The sequence below is a fragment of the Synechococcales cyanobacterium T60_A2020_003 genome, assembly GCA_015272205.1.
Lineage (GTDB): Bacteria > Cyanobacteriota > Cyanobacteriia > RECH01 > RECH01 > JACYMB01.
This window is the reverse complement of sequence record JACYMB010000385.1, coordinates 1-8982: the sequence shown is the minus strand read 5'-3', so window position 1 is coordinate 8982 and position 8982 is coordinate 1. Positions and strand designations below refer to the sequence as shown.

The 8982-nt window shown below is 53.9% G+C and carries 7 protein-coding genes and 2 pseudogenes; 2 read left to right on the top strand and 7 right to left on the bottom strand.

Translation table 11 applies throughout. The annotated features are described in order from the left end of the window. From IGR76_18745 to IGR76_18730, 4 genes are all read right to left on the bottom strand, one after another. Positions 1-292, bottom strand: a 292-nt coding sequence (locus tag IGR76_18745) for a Uma2 family endonuclease (GenBank protein MBF2080495.1), incomplete at its 3' end; no start/stop codon positions are given. Positions 293-344: 52 nt separating this feature from the next. Further along, a complete protein-coding gene (gene ftsY / locus IGR76_18740) occupies positions 345-2072 on the bottom strand; it encodes a signal recognition particle-docking protein FtsY (protein MBF2080494.1) in 1728 nt (575 codons plus the stop codon). A gap of 114 nt (positions 2073-2186) precedes the next feature. Then, entirely contained in the window at positions 2187-2825 is a 639-nt protein-coding gene (gene nusB / locus IGR76_18735) for a transcription antitermination protein NusB (protein MBF2080493.1), read from the bottom strand. 75 nt (positions 2826-2900) lie between these two features. Beyond that, complete coding sequence (locus tag IGR76_18730) at positions 2901-5051, bottom strand: glycine--tRNA ligase subunit beta (GenBank protein ID MBF2080492.1); 2151 nt, start codon at positions 5049-5051, stop codon at positions 2901-2903. Positions 5052-5431: 380 nt separating this feature from the next. On the opposite strand from IGR76_18730, the gene IGR76_18725 reads away from it, so the two are divergent. Next, positions 5432-5899, top strand: coding sequence for a YbhB/YbcL family Raf kinase inhibitor-like protein (locus tag IGR76_18725; GenBank protein MBF2080491.1), 468 nt, complete (start codon positions 5432-5434; stop codon positions 5897-5899). 237 nt (positions 5900-6136) lie between these two features. Continuing rightward, positions 6137-6577 (top strand): annotated as a pseudogene (locus IGR76_18720) (hypothetical protein). Positions 6578-6764: 187 nt separating this feature from the next. Here the strand turns inward: IGR76_18720 and IGR76_18715 are convergent. The 3 genes and pseudogenes from IGR76_18715 to IGR76_18705 all read right to left on the bottom strand — a co-directional run bounded on the left by IGR76_18715 (position 6765) and on the right by IGR76_18705 (position 8190). Beyond that, entirely contained in the window at positions 6765-7343 is a 579-nt protein-coding gene (locus tag IGR76_18715) for a Uma2 family endonuclease (GenBank protein MBF2080490.1), read from the bottom strand. 59 nt (positions 7344-7402) lie between these two features. Next, positions 7403-7858 (bottom strand): annotated as a pseudogene (locus tag IGR76_18710) (CHAT domain-containing protein). Beyond that, positions 7846-8190, bottom strand: coding sequence for a hypothetical protein (locus tag IGR76_18705; protein ID MBF2080489.1), 345 nt, complete (start codon positions 8188-8190; stop codon positions 7846-7848). Before IGR76_18705 ends, IGR76_18710 begins: the two are co-directional and overlap by 13 nt. Positions 8191-8982 lie beyond the last annotated feature (792 nt).

The following is an 8982-nucleotide window of genomic DNA, read 5'->3' as shown; positions in this document are numbered from 1 at the left end:
GGGATTTTTCCACCCAGGCGACATCAGGAGAGCGATCGCCCCCACCGGGAATCCGGAAGCAGGTTGAGGAATCAAATACGACCCCCAGTTTCGCCTGACGATTCCAAAAGACGAATTCTGCGCCTAGCTCAGCATTCTCGTTCCCAGTTTCTCCGCCCGTGGGCGACATAATCACCAGTTCTCCTGCGGGAGTGCGTTCAAATTTGACATCCGGATTGGCCTCACACAGTCGGTCGAACTGGTCTGCGGTGAGGGTGAGGATTGGGCTGAGGTCGATGGTGTACGCCGTCATAGGAACATCCTCCGAGATGGTTCTAGCCTATCTCATCCAGAAACAGGCTGGGTTAGCTGAGCAGCGCTTCCACAAACTCGTAACTGGAGAAGGGGCGGAGGTCTTCAATGCCTTCGCCAGCCCCTAAGAACCGGATCGGTAGTCCCAACTGTTGAACAACCGCGAGGGCAATCCCGCCTCGTGCTGTTCCGTCCAGCTTAGTCAAGACGACGCCGCTGAGATTGGCCGCTTCTGCGAAGACTTCAGCTTGGCGGAGTCCATTTTGACCGAGGGTGGAATCCAGCACCAACAGAGATTCGATATGGGCATCGGGTGCTTTCTTATCGATAATTCGCCGGATTTTGCTCAGCTCCTCCATCAGGTTTTTCTTATTCTGCAAACGTCCCGCTGTATCGACCAGCAAGAGTTCAGTATTGCGGGACTTGGCGGCGGCGATCGCGTCAAAGACAACAGCCGCCGGATCGGTATTCTTGCCGGGGTTGGCGATCACTTCCACGTTACTGCGCTGTCCCCACACTTTCACCTGTTCGACGGCGGCTGCCCGGAAGGTATCTGCTGCCGCGATCAGGCAACGGTAGTCGGATTTCTGGGCGAGGTGGGCGATTTTACCGATAGTCGTGGTCTTGCCTGCACCGTTGACTCCGGTGATGAGCCAAATGTTGAGGGTGTCTTTTTCCGGGGCAAAGGTGGGACTGTAGGTTTCGGTGAAGGGTTTTTCGAGCATATCCCGCAGCAAGCTCTTGAGATAGGCGATCGCCTCATTGGGCGGTAGGGCTTCTTCGCGCAGCTTATTTTGCAGCGATTCCACAATGTAGTCGGTGGCCTCAATGCCGACATCAGCCTGGAGCAGCAGCGACTCAATTTCCATCACCGCATCTTGGTTCAGCGGCCCTTGTCCGACCACCGATCGCAGTTGGTAGATCAAGCCTCGGCGGGTTTTGTCGAGGCCTTGGCGCAGACGCTTCAGCCAGGTAATTTCTTCGATGGACACTTCATCGGGACGCCGCCCCTGAGCGGCCAGAACTTCCGCTGACCAGAGGAAGCCTTCATCGAGGACTAATTCGTCTTCAACGGTTGCCTCTGCTTGAGCCGTAGTCTGGACGGGTTCCGGTTCCGGTTCTTCGATCGCTTCTGCTTTGAGGCGTTCTAGGCGGGCTTGGCGATCGGCTTCGGCCTGCGCCCAGAAGGGCAGGGCAGGGGCGGGTTCGGGAGATGCTGTTTCTGCAACAGGCTCTAGTTCGGCAACGGGTTCGACAGGGGGAACCTCGGCCACAGGTTCGGGAATGGCCTTGATGGGTTCTTCGACCTGAGTTTCTACCGGAGATTCGACGATAGGTTCTTCCGCAGGGGCGATCGCCTCAACGGATTCTTCCGCAGTGACTACGGGTTCCGGTTCTATAACAGGTGCTTCGACGGGAGGGGCGATCGCCGCTTCCGTAACGTCCTCGTCGGGAATCGTCGCCTTAACCTCAGGCTCAACGGTAGGTTCAGGGGCGATCGCTGCGGGAGTCTCTGTTTCGGTGGTGGGTTCCGGCTCTGGTTCCGCGACAGGCTCCGGGGTCTCAGTGGCAGCGGAGGTGTCGATCGTCAGGGCTTGCTGCCGTTTGATATTTTGATAGGCCGCTTTCGCCCACAAGAGATAGTCCTGGTTTACCGTCGGCGCACCATCAGTAGAGGGTTCCTCCGTTACCTTTTCCTCTACTGAAGATTGCTCCTCTGCGGGTTTGGGCGTTTCTTCTTGCTTTTCAACCCGACGATTAAACCAGTTAAAACCTGCCATAACTCTCCTCTGCGTCGCCTCGCTTGCGATAGTGCCATTTCCTGAACTGATGCAAATATTACACCGCAGTTCAGCATGGGTTACTTATGTATAGCGTAGTCAGTGACCGTGCCATTAGGGAAGTTGCGTTGGTAGGGATTGCTTGGCAATGTGCGTGGTTACCCGCCGCAATACCCCGTTAATAAAGCGATGACTGTCATCATCCCCGTACTTTTTGGAGAGTTCCACCGCTTCGTTAATGGCGACACGATCGGGCGTGCCCAGGTACATCATTTCACCCGTGGCAATTCGCAAAATGTCTTGATCTAGCCGGAGTAGGCGGTTGAGTTGCCAGTCCACCATTGATTCGCTGAGCAGTTGGTCAATGTCGGCTTGGTGGGTGCGGACGGTGCGAAGGAGGGCGATCGCGAATTCGCGCACCTCTTGCTGGTTCGCCATTTGGATAAATTCCGGCAAGTCCAAGGCGACACCGATCCGGTTGATGGCCTCTTGGGTGAGATTGATGGCCTCTTGGGTGAGGTTGCGGGCATCAACGATATCGGGGGCACGGGTTTCACTGCTGAGTAGGCGATCGCTCCCTTTTTCTAGTTCGGACACTGCAACTTCCAGAGTTTCCCTAGCCTCAATGGTGAGCGTCCGCACCGCCGAAACGATCAGGGCTTGGAGTTGCTGGGTATCCAACTCCTCTGGCTTTGTGGGGAGTTGGCTCAGGCTGAGCAGTGCGAGTTCACGAGAGATCCGGCGAGCTTGCATAGAAAAAATGGGCGATCGACACGCACGATGGAAGGACTATAAGCCTATCGATCCTAGCAGGATTCGACGGGGATACTACTGTTTCACAATGGCTCCGAAATCCGCCAACACCCTAGCGTGATTCCGCAACAAGCCCAGCAAATTCAGGCGATTGCGCCGAACTGCCGGATCATCCGTCATGACCAGGACACTCTGCTCCCCATCAAAAAACTGACTCACCACCGGAGCAATTTGGGCGAGGGCGTTGACTAGGGTTTGATAGTCGCGATCGCCCTGAGCCTTTTCGGTTTGGGGAACAAGATCCACCAGTGCCTCGTAGAATGCGGTTTCTGAGGGTTGCTCGAATAGTTCAGGATCCACCAGAGGTTGTGGATCGAGAGCGGTGGTATCCAGATCGCCCTGCGCCGCCAACCGTGAGGCACGATTCACCGTTTCATAAATGCGGGCGAGGGTAGAGTCGGCGCGGATGGATTGGAGGAACAGGGCGCGATCGCGCACGTCCAGTACGTTCTGAAGTGCTCGCTCGGCATAGTCGGGATCGTCTTCCCCCAACACGGCATTGACCAAGTCGTAATCCACCTGGCAGTCGTCTTGGAGCAGGGTACGAATCCGTTGCAGGAAGAATTCCCGCAGTTGGCTGAGCAGGGTTACTCCATCAACCTTCGGGAAGGTAGTAGTGAAGTCGGTGACGATCTGATCCAGCAGATCATGGAGATTGAGCGGCCACTCCGCATCCCAGGCGATCGCAATCACCGCATTGGCCGCACGGCGAAGGGCAAAGGGATCGGAGGAACCAGAGGGCAATTTGCCAATGCCAAAAATGCTGACCAGGGTATCAAGGCGATCGCTCAGTCCGACAACCCGACCCGTTAAGGTTTTGGGCAAATCGTCGTCTGCACCACGGGGCAAGTAATGTTCAAAAATGCCGTCGGCTACAGCTACCGATTCCCCACTGGCGATCGCGTATTTCTGACCCATCACGCCCTGGAGTTCGGGAAACTCGCCCACCATTTGCGTCACCAAGTCGGCTTTACAAAGAAGAGCCGTACGCTGGATCTCGGTGCGATCGCCCTGACTCAGCTTCAGTTGATCGCAGATCCGATCCGCCACCTGACCAATGCGCGTCACCTTTTCCCGCACCGAACCGAGATCACGTTGGAACGTCACCTGCTCCAATCGGGGTAAATAGTCCGCCAGGGAAATCGCACGATCCGCATCGAAGAAGAACTTACCGTCCGAAAGCCGCGCCCGCAGCACCCGCTCATTGCCCGCCGCGATAATCTCCGACTTGGCTGGATCGCCGTTGGAAATGGTGATGAAACAGGGCAAAAGTTCATCAGAATCCGCCGATTTCCGCACCGGGAAATAGCGCTGATGGCTTTCCATCTCGCTGGTGATCACCTGACTGGGCAGTTCCAGAAACGCCTCATCAAACTTGCCCACAATAGCAGTGGGATATTCCACCAAATCCACCACCTCTTTCAGCAGTCCAGGGGAAACCGACGCCACCCCCTTTAAGGACTGCGCCGCCGATGCAATTTGCGCCTCAATGTCGGCTTTGCGTTTCACCGGATCAACGTCTACAAAAGCGTCTTGGAGTGTGGAAACATACTGATCCGCCTGGGCAATGGTTACAGGTTCAGGATGCAGCACCCGATGCCCCTGGGAGATGCGATCGCTCTCCACCCGCTCTGCCCCGTTTTCCAGCACCAGCGGCAACACCTGATCGTCTAACAGCACCACCAGCCAACGGATCGGACGGGGAAAGCGCAGATCGCCATCCCCCCAGCGCATAAAGCGATCGCCCTCCAGGCCAGTAATCCAACCGGGGATTAGTTCCGTCAAAAGTTCGGCAGTGGGTCGTCCTTTCACCGTCTGAACTAGAAAAACAAACTCGCCCTTATCCGTGGTGCGAATCTCCAAATCCTCCACCGATGCGCCGCGCGATCGCGCAAATCCTTCGGCGGCCTTCGTGGGTTTGCCGTCCTTAAACGCCGCTTGAGCCGCAGGGCCTTTCGCCTCTTCGGTGCGGTCGGCCTGCTGAGTTGGCAACCCCTCAATCACAACGGCTAACCGTCGTGGCGTACCGTAAATCTCAATAGAGGACGGCGTGAGGTAATGTTCCGCAAGGCTTGCCGGAATGCGCATCTGCCACTGGGCGATCGCCTCACTGACAAAACGAGCAGGTAAATCTTCTGTTCCAACTTCGAGTAGAAAGGTCGCCATAGATGAGGAATTCAGCGGTGGAAAATTGCGTCAAAGCTATAGGATGCGTTAGCGTCAGTCAACCCCAGACTCAGGGCAACCGACATCTTGACCCAAATCAGTGTACCGTGCGATCGCAACCCGCCGCACGATTCCAAATCCGGTATTGTTGATATTGCCGATATTTAAGTTAGATATCAAAGCGTTGCTACCTGTCCATCTGCGCTCAGAGAAAACAGCGGTAATCCTACAATAGAAGAATAGAGAGACGGAGTGTACGATCCATGACTCAACACCGTAGACGACTCGTACCCATTCTCCTGGCTCTCTCTCTGATCAGCCTCGCCACAGCGTGCCGCCCTCTGGAACGACCACTAAAGCCAGAAAGTGAGAGTCCTGCTATGACCATTACCCTAACTAGCCCTGCCTTCAAGGATGGACAGGCCATTCCTTCGACCTTCACCTGCGATGGTGCCGATCTATCCCCGCCCCTAAGCTGGAAATCTGTTCCAGAGGATACCCAAAGCCTTGTGCTGATTGTGGACGATCCCGACGCACCGAAGGGAACCTGGGTGCATTGGGTATTGTTTGATGTCCCAGGCAGCACGACCGAACTTCCAGAAGGGATTCCGTCCAAGGCAACAGTTCTCAGCGGTGCGAAGCAAGGCAAGAATGACTTTAAACGCATCGGCTACGGCGGGCCTTGTCCACCCCCCGGAAAAGCGCATCGATATTACTTCAAGCTATATGCGTTGGATAAAATACTAAACCTTGAGGCGGGGGCAACCAAGGCAGACCTTGAAGCACTGATGAAAGGCCACATCCTGGCTCAGGGACAGTTGATGGGACTCTATATGCGTGGAAAATGAGCGAAAATGCCGCTGCATCGCGCAACCGCTTAACCAATGGGCATAGGTGGAGAAGCGGTTAGAGTCAAGATAGATTCATTACAGATGGTATCAGTTCTCATGCGTTGGAAGCGTTGAACCATGAGTGATACGGAGTCCTGCTATAGGGTGGCACTTAACCCCACCGCCTGACGGCACCTCCCCTTCCCAAGGGGAGGTTGGGAGGGGTCTCTGAAATAGTGCTACTTTACGAATCGGATTCAGTATGACGCCCAAACTCAAGTCCGAACGGATACCTGGGTTTAGCCCCCTGGAACGAGTATCTTCGCACGATTGAAGACCCAGCATGCGATCGCGCCAAAGGATACTACTACGGAAATCACATGCGAGTTGAGATGCTACCTGTTGGCCATGACCAGGCGAGAGACGATGGAACGATTGCGTTAGTGGTGAATCTCTTTGGCATCGCCAACGCTATTCCGCTCAAGGTTTTGCCGAACTGTAGCTACCGCAAAGCTGGCGTGAGTGAATGTCAGCCAGATTTGTCCTATTATCTGGGCGATGGTGTTGCCGGGATTGGCGATCGCGGTGTTGGATGAGGCGTTGCGGCGGAGTCGTGAAATGGATCAGTCTCAGGTGGGAGAGGGAACGGGTGTGGGTAAATTGCGACAAAGCACTGCTTGGGATGGGGGCGTTTGAGCCGTGACGCGGGAGTGACCGAGCAGAGTCACAAGCAGGATACCCGTTAAAAAAATCCAAGCCATCGTTTCATCATTCAGACCTCACATCACGTTGAATATCACTTGTGTGTATTATCCGGGAGAACTCTATTTGACACGCTGCCGTTTCAATTCTCGATACCAGAATGCCATGTCAAAAATCTCAGTCAGATAAAAATCTCAGCCAGATCCAGCGTGAACCCCGGCAGCACTGGCTCTCCCGATAATGACTGAACATTTTGCAAAATTTCTACAGAATGCCCTGGCTGGTAGACTTCCACCTGCTGATCTTGTGGATTCAGCAGCCACCCTAGCCGCACTCCATTTTCGATGTATTCCCGCATTTTGGCTTGGAGAACTACCCAATCATCGGTGTCAGAGCGGAGTTCAATTACAAAATCAGGGGCGATCGGCGGGAATTTGCGGCGTTGCTCAGGGGTGAGGGCATCCCAGCGAGATTGAACAATCCAAGCGACATCGGGAGAGCGAATAGCACCATTCGGTAACGTAAAGCCAGCGGAGGGACTGAAGACGACACCGAGCTTCGCCTGTCGATTCCAAAGCTGAACTGCAAAGGTCAGATCGGCCTCACGTTTGCTGCCTTCTCCACCCATGGGTGGCATAATCACGAGTTTTCCTTGAGCAGTGAGTTCAAACCGGAGATCGGGATTGGTTCGACAGAGTTGGTAGAACGCCTCTTCTGTCAAATTAAAGGTAGGATTTAGGCTTAGGGTAACGGCAGTCATGGATGCCTCCGGTAATACTCCAGCCGTAGCCGTTGCAATACCTGGATCATAGCTTGATTTTATGGTCGCCACTCGCCTTGAATGGTGAAGGCTGCCCATTCTCCGGTGAGGTCAAGTCGAGAGATACCAGAAGGAACCGTAGACTGTTCGGTTTCAGGAGCGATCTGCTGCCAGGTTTGTTGCAAAAAGAAGTTGTCGATAATGACTGGTTCAGGGGTGGCAGGTGGGGTGACGGGAACAGGGTTGGATGTCATCCCTGTCATGCGTGCATCATCTAACCCAAAGACCGGATCGGCAATCACAGCCAGGGTCTTATTTCCGGGGCGCTGTCCCTCGGCTTCCTGAAGCTGCATCTGCTCTTGCAAGATGGCAATGGTTGATGCTGATGGTGCATTGATGATTTCATGGGAGAGCATCAGGGGTTGATAGGTGCTGGTGTCCGTCGCGTTGGGATCGGGCAGGGCTGCAAAGGGAATCGTATGCAGCACGTCATCAGCCACAATCAGCAGTCGTTTTTGCCTGCAAGATGCTGTGCGATTTCAGGTGGCAGAATCATCTGGGTCAGGGTTTGCGCTTCGCCATCGGTGCGGGTGAGCCAGCTTAGATAGGGAGCACAGTCTTCCTCGGTTTCATAGTGGCAAGAGACGCCTTGAATTTTGTAATTGAAGTTGTTGGCCGCGGTTTGGATTTCTGTGCGGCTGTGGGGAATGGTGTGGACGATAAGTTCACCTTGGTGGGGCACAATGAAGAGATAGCTTTGTTCCTCACCGATTGCATATTGCAGGAGAACGGTGTCGTCGTCGAGAACCTGCTGCTGGAGTTGCTCTAGGGTGAGGGGATCGGGCAAAAGTGTTGAAAGAAAGCTTAAGAGAGAGAAAAAGGGGATAGAAAAGAGTATTCTGACCCCTATCGAATAAAAAATGACGTTTGACGGTATCGTCGTTTTCCGCAATTGTCAAATCGCTCCTGAAGCGACTATCGCCGAATGACTACCCAGTATTGAACACTCGCTTGTTCTTTGAAATCTGGCTGACGTTTGTACTCGACCCAAGCTTAATGAGCATGCGAGACTTATTTTATCGACTGAATCATAGCGGCATCGACGTCGATAGTTCGACCTTCTCTAAAGCCTGCAAAGCTCGGCAAGGAGAGAACTTTTGCCGTATCTATGTGGAATGACTCGAACGGTTAAAGCGACAGCACCCCGCAACGGCACAGATGCTAGTGCCGATGGATTCAACGATCATAAGTTTGACAAGCAAGTTATTCTGGCAACCAGGCTATCACCAAGTTAAGTTGATGAATGGCCTCAATTTAGAGCAGGGAAATCCCACCGAATGTTTGATTCGTTTTGGACAGGCTCATAAGGCTTGCTTCGCTGAAATGGTAAACAGCATGATTCCCGAAAACGGCGTGTCATGGATAGAGGCTTTGCAAGCTGGAATCTTCTCGATGAACTCAGTCGTACCTCAACCCGGTTTGTTGTGCGGATCCAAAACAATATGAACACTGAACTCGACCCTCAGCGATATCGAGTCGTTTGGTGTTGTGACCTTGAGAGTCGAGTCGAGTTCCGCGGCACTGGTCGCCTAATAAGTGATGGATAGAATGAAAAGGTAGTGAACCAGTTCTAGCGATG